Below are 23,972 nucleotides of genomic sequence, written 5' to 3'. Positions count from 1 at the left end.
CCCGCTTGCGGGGAGAGGGGACATGCCATGCGAGACGTGGCGGGAACGGGGAGGTTGCGGTGTGTTCCCTTCTACCCGTTTACGGGGAGAAGGTGCCGGCAGGCGGATGAGGGGCTAGCTCCTTTGTGATGCATCACGTGAACCATCTCCAACTCCAGGAGACACCATGAAATCCATCAGTTTCGATACCACCAATGCGATCTGCGGCGCGCTTTTCGTCGCCACCGGCGCCTTCTTCGCCTTCCAGTCGTTTTCGCTCGACCTCGGCACGGCATTGCGCATGGGGCCGGGTTATTTTCCGCTGGTGCTGGCCTGCGTGCTCGTGCTGCTCGGCGCGATCATCTTCATTCAGGCGCTGCGTGTCGAAGGTGAGCCGGTCGACGTCTTCGCCTGGCGCGGCATGCTGTTCATCCTGCCGGCTCCAGTCTTCTTCGGGCTGACCGTGCGCGGGCTCGGATTTGCGCCGGCGCTGTTCTTCACCGCCTTCATCGCCTGCTTCGCGTCGCGCAAGATGAACGTGGTGTCTGCGATCATTCTGTCGCTGCTGCTGACGATCTTTTCGGTCGCCGTCTTCAGTTATGGGCTCGGGCTGCCGTTCGAGCGTTTCGGCCCCTGGGTCCGGTTCTAGGAGGCGACGGTGGATCTCTTCAGCAATCTCGCACTTGGCTTTGCCACCGCGGCAACCCTCGACAATCTTCTCTTCTGCCTGATCGGCGTGCTGCTCGGCACGCTGATCGGCGTACTGCCCGGCATCGGCGCCACGGCGACGATCGCCATGCTTCTGCCGATCACCTTTCAGCTCGAGCCGGTCTCTTCGCTCATCATGCTCGCCGGCATCTATTACGGCGCGCAATATGGCGGCTCGACGACGGCGATCCTCATCAATATGCCGGGCGAATCCTCTTCCGCCGTCACCGCAATCGACGGCTACCAGATGGCCCGCAAGGGCAGGGCGGGGGCGGCGTTGGCGATCGCCGCGCTCGGCTCATTCTTCGCCGGCACGGTCTCGACCTTTCTCGTTGCGATCTTCGCACCGCCGCTGACCGATATCGCGCTGCAATTCGGTGCGGCGGAATATTTCTCGCTGATGATCGTCGGCCTCGTCTCCTCGATCGCTCTGGCGCACGGCTCGGTCGTCAAGGCGCTGGCGATGGTCGCGCTCGGACTGCTGCTCGGCCTCGTCGGGACCGATATCTATACCGGCACGCCGCGCTTCACGCTCGGCATCCGCGAATATGCCGACGGGCTGAACTTCGTGGCGCTTGCCGTCGGCGTCTTCGGCGTGGCGGAAATCCTGCGCAATCTCGAAGGCGAATCGACCCGCACAGTGCTGGTGGCCAAGGTTTCGGGTCTCTTGCCCTCGCGCCAGGAATTCAAGGAGATGATCGCGCCGGTCATTCGCGGCACGGCGATCGGCTCGGCGCTCGGCATCTTGCCGGGTGGCGGGGCGATCCTTGCCTCCTTCGCTTCCTATACGGTGGAAAAACGCCTGTCGAAGACGCCGCAGGAATTCGGCAAGGGCGCGGTCGCCGGCGTGGCGGGTCCGGAATCGGCCAACAATGCCGGGGCGCAGACTTCGTTCATTCCTCTGCTGACGCTCGGCATTCCGGCCAATCCCGTCATGGCGCTGATGATCGGCGCGATGATCATCCAGGGCATCGTGCCGGGACCGAATGTCGCCACCGAGCAGCCGGCGCTATTCTGGGGTATCATTGCCTCGATGTGGATCGGCAATCTGATGCTCGTGATCCTGAACCTGCCGCTGATCGGGCTCTGGGTGAAGCTATTAACCGTGCCCTATTATGTGCTCTTCCCCGTCATCATGGCCTTCTGCTCGATCGGGGTCTACAGCGTCAATACGAACGTTTACGACCTCTATGCCGTCGCCTTCTTCGGCTTCATCGGCTATGTGCTGGCAAAGCTTCGCTGCGAACCGGCGCCGCTCCTGCTCGGTTTCGTGCTCGGGCCGCTTCTGGAAGAGAACCTGAGACGCGCCATGATCCTGTCGCGCGGCGATCCGACCACCTTCGTCACCCGGCCGATCAGCGCCACGCTTCTGGCGATCGCGGTCGCCGTTCTGATCGTCGTCTTCCTGCCGAGCGTCAAGAAGAAGCGCGAGGAGGTGTTCGTCGAGGAGGCCTGAGGGGTTGAACTTGCGATCCGTTTGATAAACAAGAAATGATCTGACGCGGGCGCCGGCTGGGCGCCCGTTGCTTGACAGGATATCCAGGCCATGAGCATCCCCGCCCGGATCAAGGACGATCTGCCGTTCCTCACCGCCCTGCGACGTGACCTGCATGCCCATCCCGAGCTCGGCTTCGAGGAGGAGCGCACCGCCGGCATCGTCGCGAGGCTGCTGGAGGAAGCCGGTATTGCTGTGCACCGCGGCCTTGGCGGCACCGGCGTGGTCGGCACGCTGCAGGTCGGCAACGGCACCCGCCGCATCGGGCTCAGGGCTGACATGGATGCGCTCGCCATGCCCGAGGCGGCGGAGCGGCCTTATAAGTCGACGGTGCCTGGCAGGATGCATGCCTGCGGTCATGACGGCCATACGGCGATGCTTCTCGGCGCCGCACGGCATCTTGCGGCGACGCGGAGTTTTTCCGGCACGGTGCATTTCATTTTCCAGCCGGCCGAAGAGGGGCGCGGCGGCGCCAAGCGCATGGTGGACGAAGGGCTCTTCAGGCTTTTCCCTTGCGATGCCGTCTATGGGCTGCACAATATGCCTGGGCTTGCGGTCGACGAGATCGCGGTGGTCGAGGGGCCGCAGCTTGCCTCTTCCGACAGCTGGCGCATCACCTTTCGCGGAATCGGCACGCACGGCGCCAAGCCGCATCTCGGCCGCGATCCGATCACGGCGGCCGGCACATTCCTGTCATCGCTGCAGACGATTGTCGGGCGCGTGGTCGATCCGCTGCAGCCGGCCGTCGTCAGCGCCTGCTTCCTGCAGGCGGGTGATCCCAAGGCGCTGAACGTCATTCCCGACGTGGTCGAGATTGGCGGAACGGCCCGCGCCTATTCGCCTGAGGTGCGCGACCAGCTGGCGACAGAGATCGGCCGGCTGGCCAGCGGAACGGCTGCCATGTACGGCATTTCAGCCGACTACCGTTTCGAGCGGCGCATTCCGCCGGTGACCAATGACCGGGATGCGACTACGCGGGCGCTTGCTGCCGCCGGGATGGTCTTTGGTGAAAAAGTGCGAACTAGCTTTCCGCCGTCGACGGCGGGCGACGACTTTGCCTTCTTCGCGCAGAACGCGCCGGGCTGTTACGCCTGGCTCGGCAACGGGCCGGCGGTGGACGGCGCGCTGCATCACAACACGGCCTATGATTTCAACGATGAAGCGCTCGGATATGGGGCGGCTTATTGGGTGGCATTGGTGGAGCGGGAGTTGAAGGGTTAGGCCGCGTTTGCGGCTCCCTCATCCGCCCTACGGGCACCTTCTCCCCGCTGGGGAGAAGGGGTTCGAGACCTCGCGGCAAGTCTCTTCTCCCCAGCGGGGAGAAGGTGGCGGCAGCCGGATGAGGGGGCCACTCGGCACCAACCTCGCTATTTCACCAAGTCCTACAAAATCTCCAGCACCGGGCTTTCCATCACTCTCCCCGTCACGACATCGGCAATCCCCCGATCGGTCTGGTGCGGGCCGGCATTGCAGGCCAGCGTTGCGCCGAAGCAAGCCTTGAAGACGCGGTAGGGCGGTTTCCAGTCGACGATCTTGTCCATGGCCTTGCGGATGTCGGCGAAGGCCGAAGCAGTGTCCTTCAGCGAGGCGCCGGTCACCAGGCCGGAGAGCGGCAGCGGCAGGATCGCTTCGACCTTGCCGCCTCTGGCGACCGCCATGCCGCCGCCGGCTGATATGACGGCGTTGGCGGCGAGCGCCATGTCGCGTGCATTGCCGCCGAAGACGGTGAGGTTGTGGCTGTCATGCGAGACGGTGGTGCAAAAGGCGCCGCGCCATTCGCCCCAGCCGGTGAGGAAGCCGATGCGCGGGACGCCGTCGGTCTTGCCGTGGCGGTGGGCGACGGCGATCATGGCGCTGCCGGCCGGCGGCACGACGAACCCGTCCCGGACCTCCGTTTCGGCCTCGCCCCATTGGGTGAAGCGCGGGCGGTCGATGGTGGCGACGCGGACACGCGCGCCTTCGGATGGAATGAGGAAGTCATTTTCGACGAGTGGCGGGAGCTTCACCGAATTTTCAAGCGGTGCCCTATCAAGCCGTTGGACGGCCGCCTCCATGCTGCCGTTGCGGGCGACGATGCGGCCACCTGAGATGACCAGCCGCGCCCGGAATTCCGTGAGATTCTCGAAAAACACGAGATCGGCGCGGCGGCCGGCGGCAACAAGGCCGAGGTCGGAGCGCTTCAGCCGCTGTGCGGCGTTGAAGGTTGCGGCGCGGATCGCCCATTCCGGCTTCATGCCGTAGCGCACCAGCCGGCGGGCGACGTCGTCGAGCCCGCCGCTCTCATAGAGTTCATCCGGGAAAACGTCGTCGGTGCAGAGCGTGACAGTGGGCGGCAGGTGGCCGAGACCGTTCAGCACCGCGACGAATTCTTGCAGCAGATGGTCGTGCGAGCCGCGCAGTTCGATCGTCAGACCGGCGGCAAGCTTGGCGGCGAGATCGGCGCCGGAGGTGAGTTCGTGGTCGGAGGTAACACCAGCCGCCATGAAGGCGTTAAGATCGGCGCCCTCGAGCCCGCGGGCGTGGCCGCAGACGAGCTTGCCGGAGGCAAGGCCGGCATTGACGATGGCGCTCATACGGGGATCGCCATCGATGACGCCGCGCATGTTCATGACTTCGGCAACGCCGCCGACGGCCGAAGAGCGCAGCATTTCGGCGATAACGGCGGCATCGAAATCGGCGCCGGCAATTTCCAGGCCGGGTGCCGACGGCACGCAGGAGGGGGCGAGCAGGATCATGCGCAGCGGCAGCGCGCGTACGGCCTCGATTGCCCAGCGCACACCGTCGAGGCCATGGATATTGCCGAATTCATGCGGATCCCAGACGACCGTGGTGACGCCACGCGGCAGCACGGCGCTCGCATATTCGGCCGGCGTCACCATCGAGCTTTCGACGTGCATGTGTGTGTCGATCAGGCCGGGCGTCACGATGCTGCCTGCCGCATCAATGATCTCGACGGCATCTGTGCGGCTCGCCGGCGTATGGACGCTGGCGATCAGCGCGCCGACGAGGCCGATATCGGCGTCCCGGATCAGGCCGGTCACCGCATCGAGCAACCGGCCGCCGGTGATCAGCATATCGAAAGGGGCATCGCCGCGCGCAGCCGCAACGGCGCGGGCGCGCAAAGCAGGATCGTTGAGATCGGCCGGTTCCTGGCCAGGGGTGGCGTTCATTTGCGGGCCTCGTTGACCAGGGCGGCGAGAATGATGGCGCGGGCCCCATCGGCATCGATGTCGGCGGCGAATTGGGCGTTGAAGGTCGCATGTGTGGCTCGTGTCTCGACGACGGTGCGGCCACGGGTGAGGGCCCCCTGAAGTTCGACGTCGATTCTTGCGGGGCGGAAGCTGACGATGTCAGGGGCGATGAAGGCGACGGCGGCGGATGGATCGTAGATCGCCATTCCCGGGCGGCCGCGGCTGGTGCCGATGCCGATATAACCGGAAAACATATCGGCGATCAGTTCGGCATTGGCGCCGCCGGCATGGCGCACCGGCTCGGTATCCTCCGGCCTTGCCAGCACTTTGCGGCAGAGGTCGAGATCGACCATGCGCAACGGCAGGCCATGGGCGATGACGATCGCAAGCGCCTCGGGATCGGCAAGCGCGTTGAATTCGGCAGACGCTGTGTGGTTACCTGACGTGACGCCGCCGCCCATCCAGACGAGGTCGTCGATGCGGGTGGCGAGATCGGGGCGGGCGAGCGCCACCGCAGCGATATTGGTGAGCGGCCCGAGCGCGAGGATGCGGTGCTGGCCCTGGCTTTCCAGCCAGCGGCATAGCGCGGCGAAGGCATCGCTGTCGGCAACGGCAGGCGCCTCGGGCAGGCCCTTGCCTGATGTGGGGATGCCGGTTTTTCCGAGAATCGCCTGAGCGGTTTCGAGCGTGCCGAGAACCGGCGCGGCGCGGCCGGTATGAATGGTGAATGTCCAGCCGAAGGCACTGGTGGCGCCGGCGGCATTCATTCTGACTTGCGGCAGCGGCGCATTGCCGAAGACCAGCGATACGCCGTCGATTTCATATTCCGACTGTCCCACCACTAAAATCGCGGCGATGTCGTCGAAGCCCATGTCCGTGTCGATCCAGACGCCCATGATTTCACCCGAACCGTTTGAGGTTGGCCGCGCCGGCGGCCGGCAGGTCGAAGGCGAGCGCACTGCCGATCTCGTGCGGCGGCAGGCCCGCATCGATTTCGGCCTTAATGGACCCGAGCGGCGTATCGAGGAGGTATTCGCGGGTGTTGCCGGCGAAAGACGTGCCGCGCACGGTGCCGTGAAATTGACCGGAGCCGAGGATCACCGCGCGCGGACGCCAGGCGAGACCAGCCGCAGCTTCCGGCGCCGGACCGGAAAGTGAGACCGGGCCGTTCGGCGTCGCAAGCTTTCCATCCTTCAGCGCGAAGACATTCTCGAAGCCGACGAAATCGGCGACGAAGGCGGAGGCGGGATTGTTGTAGATCTCTTCCGGCGTGCCGATCTGCTCGATGCCGCCGTTCAGCATGACGACGATACGGTCGGCGAGCGCCAGGGCCTCCACCTGGTCGTGGGTGACGAAAATCATCGTGACGCCAGTCTCCTTCTGCACGCGCTGCAATTCCGCGCGCATTTCCAGGCGAAGCCGGGCGTCGAGATTGGAAAGCGGCTCGTCGAGCAACAACACTTTCGGCTCCATTACCATCGAGCGGGCGAGCGCCACGCGCTGCTGCTGGCCCCCGGAGAGTTCGGCGGGCTTGCGGCCGGCGAAGGCGGTCAGGCCGACGGATTTCAGGCCGGCGCCGACGCGGGCATCGAGATTGGCGCCCGAGATGCCCTTGAGACGCAGGCCGAAGGCGACGTTCTCATAGACGGTCAGATGCGGAAACAGCGCATAAGATTGGAAGACGAGGCCGACGGCGCGCTTGTTGGCGGAGACGCGGGTGATATCGGCGCCGTCGAGACCGATGCGGCCAGAAGCGGGCGTCAGCAGGCCGGCAATCGCACGCATCGTCGTGGTCTTGCCGCAGCCGGAAGGGCCAAGGAGTGCGACGAGTTCGCCCTTGCCGATTGCAAGATCGAGTTCCCTCACCGCGACCGTATCGCCATAGGCGAGCGTCAGCTTGTTGAGTTGAAGATAAGCATCAGACATAACGCGAAAATCCCAGGAAGCGTTCGGCGAGGAAGACGATGCCGATCGAGAGGAAGGCGAGAAGGGCGGAGAGTGCCGCGATGGACGGGTCGTAAGTGGTTTCCATGTAACCCAGCATGTCGATCGGGAGTGTGCGCACACCGGGGCCGGAGAGGAAGAGCGAGACCGGCACCTGATTGAAGCTGGTGACGAAGCCGAGGATGAAGGCGGCCAGAATGCCGCCGCGGATATTCGGCATCACCACGCGGAAGAAGGCGCCGAGCCTGGAGGAACCAAGCAGGACGGCCGCTTCCTCGATATCCGAACGCAGATTGTCGAGGCTCGCGGAGACGACACGCACGGCATAGGGCAGCACCAGCGCCGCGTGAGCGAAGAAGAGGGCGAGCGTGATGTTGAAGCCAAAGGGAACGACGAGATAACGCAGCAGTGCCAGGCCGACGATAATGCCGGGAACGATGATGGGCAGCGAAACGACGGTGCGGACGGTTTCTGCCGCCGGCAGCCGGTAGCGCGACAGGGCGTAGGCGGCGGGGATGCCGAGGACAAGGGCCGCAAGCGTTCCGAAGACGGCGAGGAACATCGACATGGCAAAGCTGTCGCGGAAGCTTTCAATGGTGAAGACCTTGGTCACCCAGCGCAGCGACAGACCCTGCGGCGGAAAGGCCAGCGTATCGCCTGCCGAGAGCGAGGCGGCGATGATGATCAGGAACGGGCCGATCAGGAAGACCAGCAGCAGGAAAAGCACGATAGGCGAAAACAGGCGCAGGGTCATCGGCGGTTCCTCGCCGTCGCGAGGCGTTTCAGCAGGATATTGGCGGCAAAGCTCATGACGATCAGGATGAAGGCGATGACGCTTGCCGAGACGAAATCATTGGCGACGGAAACCTGCTGGTACATCAGCGTTTCGAGCATCAGCACCTTGGAACCGCCAAGCACGGCGGGGGTGATATAAGCCGTCAATGAGCCGGTGAAGACGAGCGTACCGCCGATGACGAGCCCTTCACGCGTCAGCGGCAGGACGACCTTCCAGAAGACCTGAAACCAGTTGGCGCCAAGCACGCGAGCGGCCGGAATTGCATCCTTCGGCATGTTTTCGAGCGCACTGATTAAGGAAAGTATCATCAGCGGCAGGAAGAGCTGCAGCAGACCGATGAAGACGGCGGTTTCGGTGAACAGCAGGCGCAGCGGTTCGGCACTGAAACCGAGGCCGGTGATCGCCTGGTTGACGATGCCGGTGCGGCCGAGAATGACGATCCAGGCATAGGTGCGCGCCACCGGCGAGATCATCAGCGGCAGGGTGACGAGGCCGATCATTCGGCCTTTGCCCTTCGCCGGCAGGTTGACGATGGCGAAGGCCGCCGCATAACCGATGACGGCCGAGACGGCGGTGACTTCGAGGCCAAGCCGGAAGGAGCGCAGGAAAACGGTGCGGTTCAGCGTCCCGGAAAAGAAATCGGTATAGGCCGACAACGTCCAGCCGCCACCGGCGCGGAAGCCCTCCGACAGCAGGATTGCGACGGGCAGCAGAAAGACCAGGGTTGCAAAGACGGCTGCCGGCAGGGCAAGCGCCAGGGCTTCTGCACGGTTCTGGAACATGAGGCGCCTTTCCGGGAGAGGAGGGCGGTCCCGGCAGACGCCGGGACCGGTTTCAGAAGCGGCTTATTGACCGACCTTGTCGTTCCAGGTCTTCAGCCAGCCGGCGCGGTTGTCGAGGGCGATGGCGGACGGAATGAGCTTGAGGCTCTTAGCCGTTTGTTCGCCATAGGTGAGGTTGTTGGCCGCCGCTTCGGAAAGCTTGACCTCGCTGTTGGCAGGGCTGTCGATCAGCTTCTCGGCGAGTTTGGTCTGAGTTTCGGTCGAGAGCCAGAAATCCATGAACTGCAGGGCGAGATCCTGGTTCTTCGAACCCTTGGTCAGCACCAGCACGTTCATGCCGCCGGTCTGACCCTCTTTCGGCGTTGCCCAGGCAACGGGTACATCGAGCTTGGTGAAACCAGCCCAGGAGAACCGGCCGATGGGAGCCGCCCAAATTTCCTCCTGCTGCATGAGATGCACCAGCTGGGAGGATTTTTCGTAAAAGGTGACGATGTCGTCCTTCTTCTCGCCCAGTGCCTCGATGGGCCCCTTCAGATCCGGCGTGTCCTTGCCGAGCGCCAGGCCCAGCATATAGAGCGCCGGCGGGCCTTGGTTGGTGGTGACATTGGGGAAGGCGACATGGCCGACATATTCCGGCTTCAGGAGATCGGCCCAGGAGTCGACCTTCATCTTGTCGGAGCGGTAGGCGATCGAGGTGGCGTAGAAGGTATAGCCGACACTCATGCCGTCGCCGTTCGGATCCTTGGCGATGTCATACAGCTTGGCGAAATTGGAAAGTTTTGCAGTATCGACCTTGTCGATCAGGCCGGCGCGCGCGGCGGCCAGCGCATCGGCCATCGAAACGGCGGCGAGATCGACGACGGGACTGGTCTTGTTGGCTTCCATCTTGGCCAGGCGCTCGACGCTGTTACCGGTCTCGACCACCAGCTTGCAGCCGCATTGGGCTTCGAAGGGTTCGTAGACCAGCGCCTTGAAATCGTCCTGGGCGAAGGCATAGACGGAAATGGTCAGCGTCCGTTCGGCAGCAGCCGCACTCAACGGCGATAGCGCCGCAAGCGCCACTGAAGCAATGAGAGCTTTTTTCATCTTATCTGTTCTCCATCTCTGAGGTTTTTAGTGCCGGGTTCACAAGGCCCGGATGATTGGCGGACGATCAATTGCATTGCGACGCGTTCGATCTCCGCGGTAACGAGCATGCCCTCCGGGGCGCGGCTTTTGCTTATCGTATCGGCCAGGGCGGACACGGCAATCCCGGCAATCCTGTCCATGTCCATCCTGACCGTCGTCAGGGACGGCGTAACAACAGGCGACCAGATAAGGTCGTCGAAGCCGGTGACGCTGACATCGGCGGGAACGTTGATGCCGGCCTGCTGCAGCTCCGTCAGCGCGCGCAGCGCCTGCAAATCGGAGAGGGCCGCGAAAGCGGTGAAACCCTGCTTCACTCTTTCGGCGAGGCCGAGCGGACAGCCGCTGCCGCCATCCCGTTCCAGCTCGTCAATCCACAGGGTTTCAGCCTGCATACCCGGGCGCAGACCGGCGTGAATGCCGCCGGCGCGGTCGTTCTGGACGCTGGATTCCTGGTTGTTGCCGATGATGAGGATGCGCTGGTGGCCGAGATCGGCGAGATGGACGGCGATTTCACGCCCGCCCTGCCAATGGTCGGCGGAAACGGTGTTGCCCGGCGTCGAAGGGGTATCGATGACGGCGACCGGACAGGCGGCAGACGAAATGCGGGTGGCGCGGCGGGGAATGACGACCATGCCATCGACGCCGCGTTCGACCAAGCGGTTGATCGCCTCGGCCTGGGCGGCGGCATCGCCGCGGGAATCCGCGATCAGCACGCCATAACCTGCGGCGGAGGCCGCGAATTCGATCGCCTGCGCGATCTTCGGGAACAGAGGATTGGCGATATCGGGCAGCACCAGGCCAAGCACGCCGCTGCGGCCGGTCCGCAGCGCGCGGCCGGCCTGGCTCGGGACATAACCGAGCTCGGCGGCATGCTCACGAATTCTTTCGACCAATTGGCCAGAGACCCGGCCTTTGCCGGAAAGCGCATTGGAGACCGTGGCAATGGAGACGCCGAGCGAGGTCGCTATCCTGCTGAGGTTCGGTCCCGGGCGCGATAAAGCCATGATTCAGGCTGCCTGATTAATCGTTTAATCACTCCTATATCAGCGGCCGCCGCTTGTCGAATCGAAATTCCGTTGCCGCGCAATTACCCAATGCGGAGCCGGCATGAAAAAAGCCCCGCGAGACGATCGCGGGGCTCCGTATTTCCAGAAAGGTGGCGAGCCGGTCAGCTCTTGGCCTTCGCCGGCTCAGGCTTCACCGGCACGGTGGTCTTGCCGCCGGGAGCGTAACCGCCGCCGACGGCGATGTTCAGCGAGACATAGTCCTTGGCCATCTGCTGGACGGCCTGGGCAAGGCTTGCCTGGGCGAGCGAAACCTGGCGCTGCGCGTCGAGAACGTCGAGCAGCGAGGAGGCGCCGTCCTTATAGGATGCTGTGGAAAGTTCGAGCGTTTCCTGCGTCGTCTTTACCTGGGCCTGAAGGGCGGCGACCGTGCGGGCATCGCGCCGGACGGCGGCGAGCGCGTTCTCGACCTGCTCGACGGCGGTCAGCACCGTCGACTTCCAGTTGAGGTAAGCGGCCGCGGCTTCAGACTGTGCCGACTTGACGTTGGCGCGCAGGCGGCCGCCATCGAGGATTGGCAGGTTCAGCGTCGGACCGAAGGACCAAGGCGTCAGAGCGCCATGGACACCCCTTTGGTTGATATAGGAGGGCGAGATCGAGCCGCTGAGCGAGATGCTCGGATAAAGCTGCGCCTCGGCAACGCCGATATTGGCCGTTGCGGCAGCGAGGTCACGCTCCGCGACGCGAATGTCGGGTCGGTTGCGGATCAGGTCTGCTGGGATGCCGGAGTTGATGCCGCCGCGGAAGACCGGTTGACCACTGCCCCTCAGCAATTCGTTGACAAGAGCCGAGGCCGGCAGGCCAAGCAGCGTGGCGATGTGATGGGCCGATACACGGATGTTGGTTTCGAGGCCGGGAATTTCGGCGAGCGTAGACTGTACCAGACCTTCGGCCTGAACGACGTCGAGTCGCGAGGCGGCGCCGGCTTCAAGCTGGAATTTGGTCAGTTCGTAGGTTTCCTGACGAGACTTCAGGTTGGCCTTCGAAAGCGCCAGGCGCTGCTGATAAAAGCGAACATCGATGTAGCTCGAGACGAGATCCTGCACGAGGGTCAGCTTGGCGACATCGGCGGATGCGTAAGCCGAATCGAGCGAAGCGACCGCGCTCTCGGTGCTGCGCTTATAGAGGCCGAAGAGATCGAGCAGCCAGCTCAGCTGAACTTCGCCGGCACTGGTGTTGCGCGTGTCGAACTGCGTGCGCAGTTCGCCCTTCTGGCCGCTGATCGTGTGCGAGGCGCCGACGTTGAGGTTCGGCAGGCCGCCTGCGCCGGCGACGGTAACGTTGGCGGAAGCTGCATTGATGCGCTCGATCGCCTGCTGGACGGTCAGGTTCTGCTCAAGGCCAGCCTGGACATAGCCGTTCAGCTTGGGGTCCCTGAAAGCTGTCCACCAGGCTGCGGTGGCAACGTCGCCGACACTCTTCGTTCCGCCTTCTCCGAATTTGGCGGGCAGCGGCATTTCAGGAGGAGCATGATCCGGGCCTACAACGCAGCCCGACAATAATAATAACAATGCCGGTGTGGCAAAACGAAGAGATACCATTCATTTCTTCCTGTACTCGAGCAAGTCAATTCTTGTCCGAAGCTTCATGCTTCACTATCGGCGCGCCGCGCCTTGTCCCACTTGAAAACACACACCGAAGCAGTCGGGCGCAATGTAGCAATCGGAACAGCATTATCACAGTGCATTTATATCACACAGCTGCCGCATTTTTGCCGCGTGTGGCAAAGATGCGTCGGATGACGACGAAAAAGGACGGAACGAAGAAAATTCCGAGCATCGTCGCCGCCAGCATGCCGCCGAGGACGCCGATGCCGATGGCATTCTGGGCCGCCGAGCCCGCGCCTGTCGCGATCGCCAGCGGCACGACACCGAGAATGAAGGCGAGCGAGGTCATGATGATCGGCCGCAGGCGCAATCTCGCTGCTTCCAGTGTCGCCTCGTAGAGACCCATACCACTCTCCATCCGATCCTTGGCGAATTCGACGATCAGGATCGCATTCTTCGCCGCAAGCCCGATCGTGGTGAGCAAGCCGACCTTGAAATAGACGTCGTTCGCCTGGCCGAAAAGCGTTGCCGCCGTCAGCGCGCCGAGAATGCCGACGGGCACGGCCATGATCACCGAGAAGGGAATCGACCAGCTTTCGTAAAGCGCTGCCAGGCAGAGGAAGACGACGAGAACGGAAATCGCATAGAGCATCGGCGCTTGCGAGCCGGAAAGGCGTTCCTGATAGGAGATGCCCTGCCAGGCGACGGTGTAGCCGCCGCCGAGCTGTTCGGTCAGGGCTTCCATTTCGTTCATCGCATCGCCGGAGGACACGCCGGGCGCCGAGGCGCCGTCGAGGGGGATGGCACTGACGGCGTTGAAACGGGCAAGCGAAGGTGCACCCTTGACCCATTCGGTTTTGGTGAAGGCGGAGAAGGGCACCATTTCGCCTGAATTGTTGCGGGCATACCAGTGATTGAGATCGTCCGGCTGCATGCGGAAGGGCGCGTCGCCTTGGACATAGACCGGCTTGATCTCGCCGTTCAGCGTGAAGTCGTTGACGTCGCGGCCGGTGAAGATGATCGACAACATCGAATTGACCGAGGCGATGTCGACGCCCATGGCGCCGATCTTTTCCTGATCGAGCACAATGCGCATCTGCGACTCGACCTCCTTGTTGCTGCTGCGCAGCGCCACGACCTTGCCTGACGAGTTGCCCATCTGGATCAGCCGTTTGGAGGCCGCTGTCAGGGCGTCATTGCCATGGCCGCCGGTGTCGACGAGGTACATGGAAAAGCCGCTCGACACGCCGAGGCCCTGGATTGCCGGCGGCAGAAGCGCGAAGACCTGCGCCTCACGCATCGCAAAGAAGCTGCGCAGGGCCCGGCTGACGACCGATTGGGCGCTCAGATTGGGATCGGTGCGCTGCGAGAAATCCTTGAGCTTGGTGAAGACGATGGCGCTGTTCTGTCCGGAGCCGCTGAAGCCGAAGCCCAGGGCGCCGAAGACGGAGTCGACGGCGTCCTTCTCGTTTTCGCGATAGTAGTTTTCGACCTTCTCGACGACCGCCTGGGTCTGCTGCGTGGTCGAGCCCGGCGGCGTGGTGACGATGGTCAGCAGCACGCCCTGGTCTTCCTGCGGCAGGAAGGAGCTCGGCAGGCGGGTGAAGAGATAGGCGCAGCCGGCGCCGACGAGAAGGAAGACCAGCATGACGCGGATCGGTCGCTTCAGAAGATAGCCGATGGTCCTGACATAACCGTTGGTCGAGCGCGTGAAGTTGCGGTTGAACCAGTCGCCGACGCGGTGCTTCCTGTGCTCGTTGACAGGCTTCAACATGGTGGCGCAGAGCGCAGGCGTCAGCACGATGGCGACGAGCGCCGACAGCAGCATGGCCGAGACGATGGTGATCGAGAACTGGCGATAGATGATACCGGTCGAACCGCCGAAGAAGGCCATCGGAATGAAGACGGCGGTCAGCACGAGCGCGATGCCGACAATGGCGCCGGTGATCTCGCCCATCGACTTTTCCGTCGCCTCGAGCGGCGAAAGCTTTTCTTCGGACATGATGCGCTCGACGTTTTCGACAACGACGATCGCGTCGTCGACGAGAAGGCCGATCGCCAGAACCATGGCGAACATCGTCAGCGTATTGATGGAATAACCGGTCGCCGCCAGCACTCCGAAAGTGCCGAGCAGTACCACGGGAACGGCAATCGTCGGGATCAGCGTCGCGCGCAGATTCTGCAGGAAGACGAGCAGCACCACGAAGACGAGGACGATCGCTTCGATCAGCGTATGCACGACCTTTTCGATCGATAGTTCCACGAAGGGCGTCGTGTCGTAGGGGTAGGTGATCTTCACCCCTTCCGGCAGGGTGCGGCCGATGACGTCGAGCGCGGAGCGCACGCGGGCGGCGGTATCGATGGCGTTGGCGCCGATCGCGAGATTGACCGCAAAGCCGCTGGAGGGCAGGCCGTTGTAGCGCGAACTGCCGCCGTAGCTTTCCTGACCGATCTCGATGCGCGAGACGTCGCTGAGGCGCACCGTCGCGCCGTCCTTTTCGACCTTCAGAATGATGTGTTCGAAATCGGCGACGGTGGTCAGCTGGCTTTGCGCGGTGATGGTGACGTTGAGCTGCTGGCCGGGGATCGTCGGCTGGGCGCCGAGCGAGCCAACCGAGACCTGGGTGTTCTGCGCCTGGATCGCCGCGGTGACGTCGCTGGGCGTCAGCTGATATTTCAACAGCTTGAAGGGATCGAGCCAGATGCGCATGGCGTATCCCGAACCGAAGACGTTGATGCTGCCGACGCCTTCCAGGCGCTGGATCTGATCCTCGATGGAGGTCGACAAGATATTGCCGAGATCGACCGAACTGCGCTTGCCATCGGACGAAACGAGCGAGCCGACGAGAAGGATGCTCGAGGTCGAACGCGTCACGCTGATGCCGGCATCGATGACATCACCCGGAAGCTGCGATTGAACAAGCTGCAGCTTGTTCTGCACCTGCACCTGGGCGATATCGGGATCGATGCTGGTTCCGAAGGTGAGCTGGACGCTGGCCGCGCCGGTCGACGACGTCGAGGTCATGTAGGTGAGGTCGTCGAGGCCGGTCATGCCGTCCTCGATGATCGTCGTCACCGATTTCTCCACGGTCTCGGCGCTGGCGCCGCGATAGGTGGCGTTGATGCGGACCGTCGTCGGGGCGATGTCGGGATATTGCGAAATCGACAGGGTGAAGATCGCCAGCAGGCCGGCGAGCATGATGGTGATCGCAATGACCCAGGCGAAAATCGGACGTCGGATGAAAAACTTGGCCATCGGTTGTTCCTGTGCGGCTGAGACGGTGACGATGCAGGCTCGAAGCGATTATCTCGCTGCGGGCTTCTCAGCATCACCGGCCGCGGGCGGCTCGGCAGGCACGACCACGCCGTTGTCATTGATCTTCATCGGGACCGGCGTTACCGGCATGCCTGCCGTGACCGACTGCAGGCCGGTGACGATCAGCTGATCGCCGTCCTTGATGCCTTCGGTCACCAACCAGGAATTGTTGGAGGGCGAGCTGTTCTCGAAGGCCCGGGTTTCGACCTTGCCGTCGGCGGAAACGAATTGCGCCGTCAGCCGGCCGTTGGCGTCACGGCTTGTCGCCAGCTGCGGCAGCGCATAACCGGTCTCGGCCCCGAGCTCAACGGTTGCGCGGACATACATGCCGGGCAGGACGACACGATCGGGATTGGGGAAGAGCACGCGGATGATGAAAGTGCCTGTGGTCTCACTGACCACCTGCTTCGACATGTCGAGCTTGCCCTGCTGGTTGTATTCCTTGCCGTTTTCGAGAATCAGGTGGAAGGCGACGTTCTCCGCGCCCTTGATATCGCCGGCTGCCATGGCATCGCGCAGCCGCAGGAGGTTGGTGCTCGATTCCGTCAGCGAGATATAGATCGGGTCGAGCTGGCGGATCGTCGTCAGCGCCGTCGTCTGGTTGGCAGAGACGACGTTGCCGACATTGTAGGCCGTCTGGTCGATGATGCCGTCGAAGGGCGCGACGATCTTGGTGTGATCGAGGTCGATCTGCGCGGCGGAAAGGGCTGCCTTTGCCGACTCGACTTCGGCCTTCGCCTGGAGAAGCGTCGTCCTGGCCGTCTCGTATTCGATCTGCGTGGCGCCGCTGCCGACGAGGCGCTGGTAGCGTTCGAGGTTGCTTTCAGCGCTCGGCACGCTCGCCTCGGCCTTGGAGATTGCCGCCTTGGCCTGCTCGACGGCGGCGATATAGGGCGCATCCTCGATCTGATAGAGAAGGTCGCCCTTCTTGATCTCCCCGCCTTCCCTGAAGGCGATCTCGCGGATAATGCCGCTTACCTGCGGCCGGATATCGGCCGTCTGGAAGGCTTCGGCGCGGCCGGGAAGGATCGTGGTAACAGGAAAACTAGCCTTCTCCAGCGCGACCACGCCGACGGGCGTTGCCTGCTGCGCCGCGCCTGCACTGCCGGCGGGCTTGCCGGCGTTGTCGCTGCAGGCGCCAAGCAAGGCGCCGGCCACCAGGGCCGAGGAGATGAGCAGGGCACGCCGTATCATTCTGAATTTCCTCATGCGGTGGCAATTGCCTTCGATCCATGCACTCAGCCGAGCCAGCTCAGGCTTATACAAGCGACAGGATCGGTCTGGCTTCAGGTGCCATTATCCCCGAGTCTAAGAAAAGCTTTACGAAGTGACGTAAGTCAGCAATCGTCACTTAGCAAGCGCTATTTTGCAGTGCGGCATCGACGAAGCTGACGATTTCCCCCGCACGCTGCACCAGTGTCTCCTTGTCGTCGCGGACGATGAGGACGGGATGCAGCACGCAGGCAAGCATATCGGCGACAACATGCGCCGCCCGTTCGGGGTTGCCGCAATGGTAACGGCCTTCTGCAACACCTTTGCGGATGATCTCGCCGAGATTTTCCTCGATGCGGGCGCGATAGCGAATGCCGGCTTCGAGTTTGGCCTCGATGGTCGAAAGCACCATTTCAAATATGTAGGGGCTTTTCTGTATATCCTGCAGATGGCCATCCAGGAGGCGCAGGACGAAGCGGTGGAGTTGCTCTTTCGCGGGCATATCCTGGTCGAGGGGAGCGAAGCGCTCGGCAGCATTGTCGAGATGTCGTCCGGCAATGGCATCCACCAGCGCGACCTTGGAGTGAAAATGCTTGAAGACGTTGGCGGGCGACATGTTGAGCGCGCCGGCGATATCGGCGATCGACACCGCGACGTAGCCGCGCGCGCGAAACAACATCTCCGCCATGCAGAGAATGTCCTGTCGCGTTTCCTCGGCCTTGCGTCTCGGCCTCCTCGCCATCTGTCCCCCGCCGGGCCGTGCCCGGGTTCCATTTTGCTGATGCTAGCGCGATTGCGCGAAAGCTGCCAAGCCGATGCACGGCCCGGCGGCTTCGTGTGCCGTCTTTTTCAAGGGAAATAGCGGGAGAGGTTGTTTCGGACACGGGCAAGCGGTGTCTCGCCGCTGTCGTCGGGAACAAAGCGTTCGCCGGTGATCGACTCGTAGGCCTTGATGTAGACGGCCGAGGTCTGCTCGATCAGCTCGAGGGGAATTTCGGGGATTTCGTCCTTATAGGGATCGCAACGTTCCGCCACCCAGGCGCGGACGAAATCCTTGTCGAAACTTTCCGGCCGTATTCCGGCCGCGAAGCTCGCCGGATAGCTTTCTGCGAGCCAGTAACGGCTGCTGTCAGGTGTGTGGATCTCATCGGCGAGGATGATGTTGCCGTCGCCGTCGGTGCCGAATTCATATTTGGTGTCGACGAGGATCAGGCCGCGTTCGGCGGCCATTGCCTGGCCGCGGGCAAAGAGTGCAAGCGCATATCCGGAGAGCGTCTCCCACTGCTCCTTGGTCAGAAGGCCGCGGTCGACGATTTCGGCAGGTGTCAGCGGCTCGTCATGACCGCCGTCGAATTCCTTGCTGGTCGGGGTGATGACGGGTTCGGGCAGAATCTGGTTATCGTGCATGCCGTCCGGCAGGCGCATGCCGTACATTTCCCGCTCACCCTTCTTGTAGAGCGTCAGGATCGAGGTGCCAGTGGTGCCGGCAAGGTATCCGCGCACGACGATCTCGACCGGCAGGATGTCGAGCCGCTTGCCGATGACGACATTCGGATCGGGATAGTCGATGACGTGGTTTGGGCAGATGTCCTTCGTCGCTTCGAACCAATAACGCGCGGTCTCAGTCAGCACCTGGCCCTTATAGGGGATGCAGGTGAGGATTCGATCGAAAGCGCTCAGCCGGTCGGTGCTGATGATAATGCGGCGTCCGTCCGGTAGATCGTAATTCTCGCGCACCTTGCCGCGATAGTAATTCGGCAATTCCGGGAAATGGGCTTCGGAGAGGATTCGCACGGCGCTCGACTGTCCTTGTGTTTAGCTGAAGGCTTCCTGCTCTACTGCATAATTCCTCAAACCGGAATCGATTTAAGGACAAAATATCGCATCACAGCCAGAACAGAGCCAGAAGAAGCAGAGCAAGGCCGTAACTTACGACGGCGAGCGGCCAGCCGGCGCGCAGGAAATCGCTGAAACGGTAGCCGCCGATTCCCATTGCAAGCGTATTGTTGTGATGGCCGAAGGGCGTCAGGAAATCGAGAGAGGCGCCGACGGCTACCGCGATCAGATAGGCGTCGGGCGCATGTCGCCCGGTCCTTGCAAATTCGAGTGCGATCGGCGTCAGCACGATTGCGACCGTCGCATTGTTGACGAAGGGCGTCAGCGCCATGGCCAGGAAGAGGATGAGGGCAATGCCGGAGAGCGGATGGTCGATCGGCACGACGAGGCTCAGCCAGCCGGCGATCGCTTCGGCTGTCCCGGTGCTTGCCACCGCCTGGCCGATCGGGATCATCGCCGCGAGCATGATGATGATCGGCCAGTTGAGGTCGGCCATCGCCTGGCGGATGTTGAGATGGTTGAGCAGGGCGAGGACGAGCACGACGCCGGCAAAAGCGACCTCGGGATGCAAGCCGGCCGCCGACGCAGCGACGCCGCAGGCAAACAGCGCGAAGGGTCGCCAGGAGAGCAGGGCCGGTTCGGCTGAAGCCGTCGGGGCGAGCGGCAGGCACTCGCTTTCCTCCAACGCTTCGGCAATGGCCATGCGAGGCCCTTCCAGCGTCAAAATATCGCCGATCGACAGCTGCAAATCGAGGAAGCGGCCTTCGATGCGCGGGGTACGCATGGAAAGAGCAGTGACTGCGATGCCGCGATGGTGAAAGACTTCGAGCGAGCGGACGCGCGAACCGACCAGCGTGCTTTCCGGCATCACGACGGTTTCGACTCGGGTAAAATCCGGCGGCAGACCATGCGGATGGATATCGGCGATTAGCGCCTGTGCGGCGGCAAGGCCGGCGAAGACGCCATCGGCGCCTTCGGCCAGCAGTACGTCGCCAGCGTTGATTACCGACTGGTCGAGCGGGCCAAAAACGAAATTGTCGCCACGGATCAGCGCATGCGGCTTGATGGCGAAGCGGGTTGGACACTCGGAAAGCCGGGTGCCGATCAGCGGAGAAGCGTCCGGGACGCGACGTTCGACGACGATGGGGCGCGTACCCGGGGAGATCGTTGCCGGCACTGCATCGGGTTCCGGAAACAGGCGCCGGACGCGAAAGGCGATGAGCAGAATGCCGGCGATTGCAACCGGCAGGCCGACATAGGCGAAATCGAAGAAGCGAAAACCCGCGCCGGACGCCTTGGCGAGCGCGTCGCTGACGAGCAGGTTGGCCGGCGTGCCGATCAGCGAGACCAGACCGCCGAGCAGGGCGGCAAACGAGACCGGCATGACGAGTTGACGGCGAGGGATCGATAGCGCCACGCCGAGCCGCAGCGCCACCGGCAGCGTGATCGCAAAGGCGCCGATATTGTTCATGAAGATGGAAACAAAGCCGGCGAGCGAGGACGTACCCGATATGACCTTGAAGGGCGATGGTCTTGCGGCCGCCCAACGCGCGGCGAGATTGTCGAAGAGCTTGGCGCGCGCCAGCACCTGAACGATCAGCAGGATTTCGATGACGGTGATGACGACGGGGCTGGCGAAGCCTGCGAAAATCTGGTCGGCCGGATAAAGGCCGAGCGCATAACCGGCGAGCAGGCCGGCAATCGCAACCACCTCGATGCGGATGCGCTCGAAGGAGAAGAGAACGAGCATCGCCAGCAGAAGGATCAGCAGGGATGCTTGCTCGAACGACATGGGCAGATCCGGTGTTTCATCGATTGAAATATGTCGCTATGCGGAAACCGCTGCACGCTTCCGGGTGACATGCGACGAGCGGACTGTAATCGTTCCTCACCGGCTGTACAGAGGCGCCAGCCGGCAAAGATCGAACAATCCTCACGTCTACGGTCGGGCGGGTGCCTGCCACCGGCCGGCGGCGTTGCGCTTCAGAACGGGCGTTGCGAAAACGCTGACGATGCGCGTGATCCATTGCGGCCCGGCGGTTGCGAGGCTTTCGCGCCAGCGCCCAGATTGCAGCATGGCCGCACCGATGACGACGGGTTCGATGCTGCAGGCCGTCAGCAGATTAAGACCCGAGACGATCGATGCGCCGCTGGAAATAACGTCGTCAATCAGGCCGACGCGCCGTCCGCTCAGCAGCGGCAGCATGCGCGGATCGATATAAAGACGCTTTTCCTGTGTCGGCGTCGTGATTGAGGACAGGGCAACAGAGAGTTCGTCGCGGTACCAGAATTTGCGCGAGGTGCCGAGCGGGACGTAGCGAGCGTGGCCGAGCTTCTGCGCGACGGCCGCGGCAAGCGTCAGGCCGAGCGTCGGCAGGCCGGCGACGACATCAATGCGCATGGGCCTGATCTTTTCGGCGAGGTCTTCGGCCAACGCATCGAGCACGGCGAAGCTTGCCTGGTTGACGATCAGCGAGGCGAGGGCATGTTCGCCATCAGCCAGCACGCGGATCGGCAGGCAAAGCTGGCGTCCGTCTTCCAGTGCGGCGACATAAAAGGAGGTGAACTCCCGATCGTCGGGAAAGGTGCCGGGCGGATGGATTACCTGCCAGAAGTCGTGCGGCGCCATCTCCGTCATATCGGTCAACGTCTTGCCCTTTCCATGCCGGCGCTCCGGCGCAGCGCCTGCAATTCCGCCTCGGTCAGCGCGCGCACGGCACCTTTCGGCAGTTCACCGAGTTCGAGCCCGCCGATTGCGACCCGCACGAGGCGCAGACATTCGGCCCCGAGCGCCTCCAGCATGCGGCGGATCTGGCGGTTGCGGCCTTCATCCAGCTCGACCTCGATCCATGAGTTCCTGTCGCCCTGGCGAAGGCGTCGCGTCGCAGTCGCCGTCAGCAACTCGCCATCGTGGCGGATGCCCGACGTCATTGCGGCGATTTCCTCGTCGTCCAAAAGCCGGCCGACCTGGACATGATAGGTCTTGGTCACATGGGTGACCGGATCGAGCAGGATCTGGGCGAATTCCGTGTCGTTGGTGAAAAGCAGCAGGCCTTCGCTCGCCTTGTCGAGCCGGCCGACCGGAGAGAGGTGCGGGATGTCGAAATCTCTCAAGCAATCATAAACCGTCGGCCTGCCTTCGGGATCGTGGCGGGTGGTCACGAGCCCGCGCGGCTTGTTGAGCATCAGATAGATTTTTGCCTCGGCGGCGATGGGGAGACCGTCGACGCTGATCCTGGCCGTCGCAAGATCGACCCATGCAGCGGCATCGCTGATCGTGCGGCCGTCGACGGCGACGCGATTTTCGGCGATTAGCCGTTCGGCTTGGGTGCGGGAGCAGTAACCGAGCTTGGAAAGGGCGCGGGGAAGGGTGACCCGCTTGCCTGCGCCGGCGGCAGGCTTTGGCCGCTCGTGCAGTTTATGCGATGGGCGCCGGTCCCTCATCTGCTATCCCTGTGCTGCTTCGATGCCGTTTCTTGGCATGAACGGCACAAGGATTCCAGCGTGGCGAACTATATCTAGGGAACGATGGGGCTGCAGACTGCCTTCAGCGCTTCTGACAAAGCACCGTCAGGGCATGAAGGGTTACGCTGTCTCAGCGGCAGGCCATGAAACCGGCCAGTTCCTTGCGGCTGACGACGATGCCGGCAGCGGCTTTCACAGGGTCGGGATGCGTATAAGATAGGCTTGGCATTTCCGGCAGTTCGAGTGCCTGACGCATATTCATGATGCCGACCGCGTAACGGCCGTTAACGCCATCGACGCTGACTTCAATAATGCAATTGGCCCTCTTGTTTTCCATGCTGTCCTCCCTTTCGTTTTTTATGGTCCCTTGCTTGCATTAAAAATTGGTTTTTCTAAGACATAAGCATTTACGCACCCTGCCGAAAAACGGATCGGCGGGTGCGTAAAAGTATGATTTTAAGCGGATGTGGCAGGCCTAGCGCCACCAATGGCGATGCTGCGGTTGCGGGCTGCCGGAAAGCAGATATCCGGCGAGGAATCCAATGGCGCCTGCAAGCACCAGCGCCGTCGTCGTGGCGGCTGGATGCTCGCGGGCAGCACCGGCAGCAGCGGCCCCTTCGGCCCTGATCTGGGCGACGGCATTCTTGGCGCGGGGCAAGGCCTCATCATAAGCCTTGCCGGCGCGGCCGCGCACTTCGTAATAGGCTTCGGCGCCCTGAGCGGAAATCATTTTCTGCAGGCGGGATACTTCCTGCTGGAGCGCAGCAATGTCCTTGCTGACAGATGCTCTGATATCGTCGGTGTTGGCAGGCATGTCGGTCTCCTTTCCTCGATGGGAAAGACAACACGCTAGACGGCGATAGGTTCCGAAATGCCGGTCGTTGATTTGTGACGGAAATTTAAAGCCTGGGGGCTGGAAGCGTTTTAATCCTCTGTTAACCATAAATTCGCTCAAGCCGCTGTTTTCCTGTCATCTTTCGCTGGTTGAAAGCGGGTTTCCGATGATTTTTTTATCGACTGGTAAAAGAATTTTCGGAAATCTGCGCCGAAAACGCCGGCTGTGGATAAAGGCCTGCGGAAAAATACACGCCGAATCAACCTGTTACAAAAATGTCAAAAAACTTTTGGTATGGCTGTTGACTTGGAAAAGGGGTTGGTTCTATAAGCCCACTCACTGAACGAGGGCGGCGGCGCTGCTGGCGACGAAGTCTCTCGCTCTCAAGAAACTCAAGCGGATTGGCGATTGCTGGTTTGTGTTCTGGGCGAAAGTTTGGAACGGGTTTTGGTGACGGCTTCGGGTCGTCGGTTTTTTGACAATTGAAGATTGGAAGAAAGAGAAACGTGGGCGGCGGAGCTTCGCGGGATCTGAAGAGATTTGGATCCTTTGAAAGAGACTTTGGCGGTCACGTTTATCAAGAGAAGTTACACTGGTTTTCGGAGATTGAGTTTCGGCTTTGTCTCCTGGAAAACAGGTGTGAAGTTCTCGTCGATTCAAGACGTGACGTAATG

At 62.5% G+C, this 23,972-nt stretch carries 20 protein-coding genes and 1 pseudogene; 3 read left to right on the top strand and 18 right to left on the bottom strand.

All coding sequences use genetic code 11. From position 1 onward, the window contains the following. Window positions 1-166 precede the first annotated feature (166 nt). The 3 genes from K6M89_RS09785 to K6M89_RS09775 all read left to right on the top strand — a co-directional run bounded on the left by K6M89_RS09785 (window position 167) and on the right by K6M89_RS09775 (window position 3,403). On the top strand, window positions 167-628 hold the full coding sequence (locus K6M89_RS09785) for a tripartite tricarboxylate transporter TctB family protein (protein ID WP_097583829.1): 462 nt from the start codon (window positions 167-169) through the stop codon (window positions 626-628). Between the two features lie 9 nt (window positions 629-637). Continuing rightward, window positions 638-2,143 carry a tripartite tricarboxylate transporter permease gene (locus K6M89_RS09780; protein ID WP_064683382.1) on the top strand — a complete coding sequence of 502 codons (1,506 nt, stop codon included), beginning with the start codon at window positions 638-640 and terminating at the stop codon, window positions 2,141-2,143. A gap of 90 nt (window positions 2,144-2,233) precedes the next feature. Then, complete coding sequence (locus tag K6M89_RS09775) at window positions 2,234-3,403, top strand: M20 aminoacylase family protein (protein WP_222139303.1); 1,170 nt, start codon at window positions 2,234-2,236, stop codon at window positions 3,401-3,403. Between the two features lie 161 nt (window positions 3,404-3,564). On the opposite strand, the gene K6M89_RS09770 is transcribed toward K6M89_RS09775, so the two are convergent. The 18 genes and pseudogenes from K6M89_RS09770 to K6M89_RS09685 form a co-directional block, all read right to left on the bottom strand. Then, the gene (locus K6M89_RS09770; RefSeq protein WP_222139302.1) at window positions 3,565-5,352 is read right to left on the bottom strand and encodes an adenine deaminase; all 1,788 of its coding nucleotides are present in this window, start codon (window positions 5,350-5,352) and stop codon (window positions 3,565-3,567) included. Beyond that, a complete protein-coding gene (locus tag K6M89_RS09765; RefSeq protein ID WP_222139301.1) occupies window positions 5,349-6,269 on the bottom strand; it encodes a nucleoside hydrolase in 921 nt (306 codons plus the stop codon). Before K6M89_RS09765 ends, K6M89_RS09770 begins: the two co-directional genes overlap by 4 nt. A 4-nt stretch (window positions 6,270-6,273) precedes the next feature. Further along, a complete protein-coding gene (locus K6M89_RS09760; protein WP_222139300.1) occupies window positions 6,274-7,299 on the bottom strand; it encodes an ABC transporter ATP-binding protein in 1,026 nt (341 codons plus the stop codon). Then, entirely contained in the window at window positions 7,292-8,071 is a 780-nt protein-coding gene (locus K6M89_RS09755; protein WP_038690988.1) for an ABC transporter permease, read from the bottom strand. Before K6M89_RS09755 ends, K6M89_RS09760 begins: the two co-directional genes overlap by 8 nt. Further along, window positions 8,068-8,895 (bottom strand): ABC transporter permease, encoded by an 828-nt coding sequence (locus K6M89_RS09750; RefSeq protein ID WP_097583836.1) that lies wholly within the window; start codon window positions 8,893-8,895, stop codon window positions 8,068-8,070. Before K6M89_RS09750 ends, K6M89_RS09755 begins: the two co-directional genes overlap by 4 nt. 63 nt (window positions 8,896-8,958) lie before the next feature. Beyond that, window positions 8,959-9,981 carry an ABC transporter substrate-binding protein gene (locus K6M89_RS09745; protein WP_222139299.1) on the bottom strand — a complete coding sequence of 341 codons (1,023 nt, stop codon included), beginning with the start codon at window positions 9,979-9,981 and terminating at the stop codon, window positions 8,959-8,961. Between the two features lies 1 nt (window position 9,982). Further along, window positions 9,983-11,027: pseudogene (locus tag K6M89_RS09740) on the bottom strand (LacI family DNA-binding transcriptional regulator). Between the two features lie 164 nt (window positions 11,028-11,191). Next, window positions 11,192-12,628, bottom strand: coding sequence for an efflux transporter outer membrane subunit (locus tag K6M89_RS09735; protein WP_222139297.1), 1,437 nt, complete (start codon window positions 12,626-12,628; stop codon window positions 11,192-11,194). Window positions 12,629-12,779: 151 nt separating this feature from the next. Beyond that, a complete protein-coding gene (locus K6M89_RS09730; protein WP_222139296.1) occupies window positions 12,780-15,890 on the bottom strand; it encodes an efflux RND transporter permease subunit in 3,111 nt (1,036 codons plus the stop codon). Window positions 15,891-15,938: 48 nt separating this feature from the next. Further along, complete coding sequence (locus K6M89_RS09725; protein ID WP_222139295.1) at window positions 15,939-17,144, bottom strand: efflux RND transporter periplasmic adaptor subunit; 1,206 nt, start codon at window positions 17,142-17,144, stop codon at window positions 15,939-15,941. A 157-nt stretch (window positions 17,145-17,301) separates the two neighbouring features. Beyond that, window positions 17,302-17,904 carry a TetR family transcriptional regulator gene (locus K6M89_RS09720; protein ID WP_097583842.1) on the bottom strand — a complete coding sequence of 201 codons (603 nt, stop codon included), beginning with the start codon at window positions 17,902-17,904 and terminating at the stop codon, window positions 17,302-17,304. Window positions 17,905-18,011: 107 nt separating this feature from the next. Next, window positions 18,012-18,956, bottom strand: coding sequence for a phosphoribosylaminoimidazolesuccinocarboxamide synthase (locus K6M89_RS09715; RefSeq protein WP_222139294.1), 945 nt, complete (start codon window positions 18,954-18,956; stop codon window positions 18,012-18,014). 91 nt (window positions 18,957-19,047) lie between these two features. Further along, window positions 19,048-20,790: an SLC13 family permease gene (locus tag K6M89_RS09710; protein ID WP_222139293.1), complete on the bottom strand. Its 1,743-nt coding sequence runs from the start codon at window positions 20,788-20,790 to the stop codon at window positions 19,048-19,050. 147 nt (window positions 20,791-20,937) lie between these two features. Then, on the bottom strand, window positions 20,938-21,627 hold the full coding sequence (locus K6M89_RS09705; protein ID WP_222139479.1) for a phosphoribosyltransferase: 690 nt from the start codon (window positions 21,625-21,627) through the stop codon (window positions 20,938-20,940). Between the two features lie 14 nt (window positions 21,628-21,641). Next, window positions 21,642-22,442 carry a pseudouridine synthase gene (locus K6M89_RS09700; protein WP_222139292.1) on the bottom strand — a complete coding sequence of 267 codons (801 nt, stop codon included), beginning with the start codon at window positions 22,440-22,442 and terminating at the stop codon, window positions 21,642-21,644. 151 nt (window positions 22,443-22,593) lie between these two features. Further along, the gene (locus K6M89_RS09695; protein ID WP_009987986.1) at window positions 22,594-22,800 is read right to left on the bottom strand and encodes a hypothetical protein; all 207 of its coding nucleotides are present in this window, start codon (window positions 22,798-22,800) and stop codon (window positions 22,594-22,596) included. 138 nt (window positions 22,801-22,938) lie between these two features. Then, window positions 22,939-23,277, bottom strand: coding sequence for a hypothetical protein (locus tag K6M89_RS09690; protein ID WP_097583847.1), 339 nt, complete (start codon window positions 23,275-23,277; stop codon window positions 22,939-22,941). A 357-nt stretch (window positions 23,278-23,634) separates the two neighbouring features. Beyond that, the coding region (locus K6M89_RS09685) for a hypothetical protein (RefSeq protein ID WP_222139291.1) at window positions 23,635-23,972 on the bottom strand (338 nt) is incomplete at its 5' end.

The sequence above is a fragment of the Rhizobium croatiense genome, assembly GCF_019793465.1.
GTDB classification, from domain to species: domain Bacteria; phylum Pseudomonadota; class Alphaproteobacteria; order Rhizobiales; family Rhizobiaceae; genus Rhizobium; species Rhizobium croatiense.
The sequence above is the reverse complement of the archived record's forward strand: the minus strand, read 5'-3'. Positions and strand labels throughout refer to the sequence as shown.